This is a genomic window from Aliterella sp. E5.1, from assembly GCF_057473825.1.
In genome coordinates this window covers 1-1,355 of sequence record NZ_JBYCCV010000375.1, presented here as the reverse complement: position 1 = coordinate 1,355, position 1,355 = coordinate 1, and the positions used below count along the sequence as shown (strand labels likewise).

Here is a 1,355-nt window from a genome sequence, read left to right as displayed (position 1 = left end):
CTGGTTCATCCTGATGGCCGCACCTTCTTGCTGGAAATAGTTGGTTACTGGCGTCCTGAATATCTAAAAAAGAAGTTTTCTCAAGTTAGGCAGGCGGAGCGGGAAGATTTAATCCTCGCCGTTTCTGAGCGCTTGAATTTAGAAAAGGCTGGGGTGAAGATCCCGGACACGCCGGTACCAATTATTTGGTTTAAGGATAAACTCCTACCCAAGTCTGTCCTGGCGGTTTTAGACCCTTCCTAGAAGACCACCACCCTCTACCAGAAGATTAGGATTATTATCAGGATGACCATCAGCCTAACCACCCTAAAAGTATTGTTATGAGGACTGGGTCAGCCCAACACCCTCACTTTGGAGTGTTAGGCGGATGAGTTCCGTCTAATAATAGTTAGGCAGCATACATAGACACAGCCAACGGAGGCTAAATGATTCGACTTGATGATCAAGTAACTATTGTTACCGGAAGCGGCCGCGGGCTGGGTTTAGCCTATGCGCGCCTGCTCGCGGAAAGAGGAGCGCGAGTCGTCATACACGACGCGGGCGTAAGCAGGGATGGCACTGGCTCCGATGCAGACGTGGCGGCCAATGCCGTAAGAGATATTCAAGAGGCTGGCGGAACGGCGGCCCCGAGTATCGAACTTCTTGATAGTCGAGAAAACTGTAGAAGTTTGGTGGAAACTGCGCTCGCAGAGTTCGGCCGCCTCGATATCTTGATCCATAATGCTGGCTGGGTTGCCTACCAACCGATCGAAGAGTTAACCCCAGGATTTTTGCAACGCGCCATCAATGTCAACATTGAAGCACCAACGTGGTTGGCTCAAGCTGCCTTTCCGGTCATGAAGCGTCAAAACTACGGGCGAATCGTGTTGACGACTTCGGACAGAGCTATTTATCAGCAATATGCACTTAATGGCCTTGGTCCCTATGCGATGGGGAAAATGGCGCAAATAGGTCTCATGAATGTACTCGCGGTCGAGGGCAAAGAGCACGAGATTATCACCAATGCGATTTGTCCAGTGGCAAAAACGCGTATGTGGGGCATCGAGGATGAGCCGGAGGATTTGCGGCCAGACCAGGTAGCACCAGGGGTTTTGTATCTCGCCTCTCCAGAATGCCACGAGTCGGGATTTATATTAAGGGCAGGAAACGGGCAATTCACGGGGGCGCACTGGGTTGAGCGAGAGAACGTAGATTATCCAAAAGACCTCGCCGCCATTGATGCGTCTACTGCGGAGAAGATAGCCACTCATTGGAAAGATATTGCCTCGGATATTGCATTTTGAACGGAAATGAGTAATCTGCGTAAAGTGCTGCCCAACAAATGCCGCTCAACTCAGGCGTTAGTCTTAACGTTT

The 1,355-nt window shown here is 50.6% G+C and carries 2 protein-coding genes; both read left to right on the top strand.

Annotation, left to right across the window (positions count from 1 at the left end; genetic code table 11):
• A partial coding sequence (locus AC2VE5_RS27420) for a DUF790 family protein (protein WP_486890689.1) occupies window positions 1-243 on the top strand: 243 nt, incomplete at its 5' end.
• A 182-nt stretch (window positions 244-425) separates the two neighbouring features.
• Complete coding sequence (locus AC2VE5_RS27415) at window positions 426-1,283, top strand: SDR family NAD(P)-dependent oxidoreductase (RefSeq protein ID WP_486890688.1); 858 nt, start codon at window positions 426-428, stop codon at window positions 1,281-1,283.
• The last annotated feature ends 72 nt before the right edge of the window (window positions 1,284-1,355 follow it).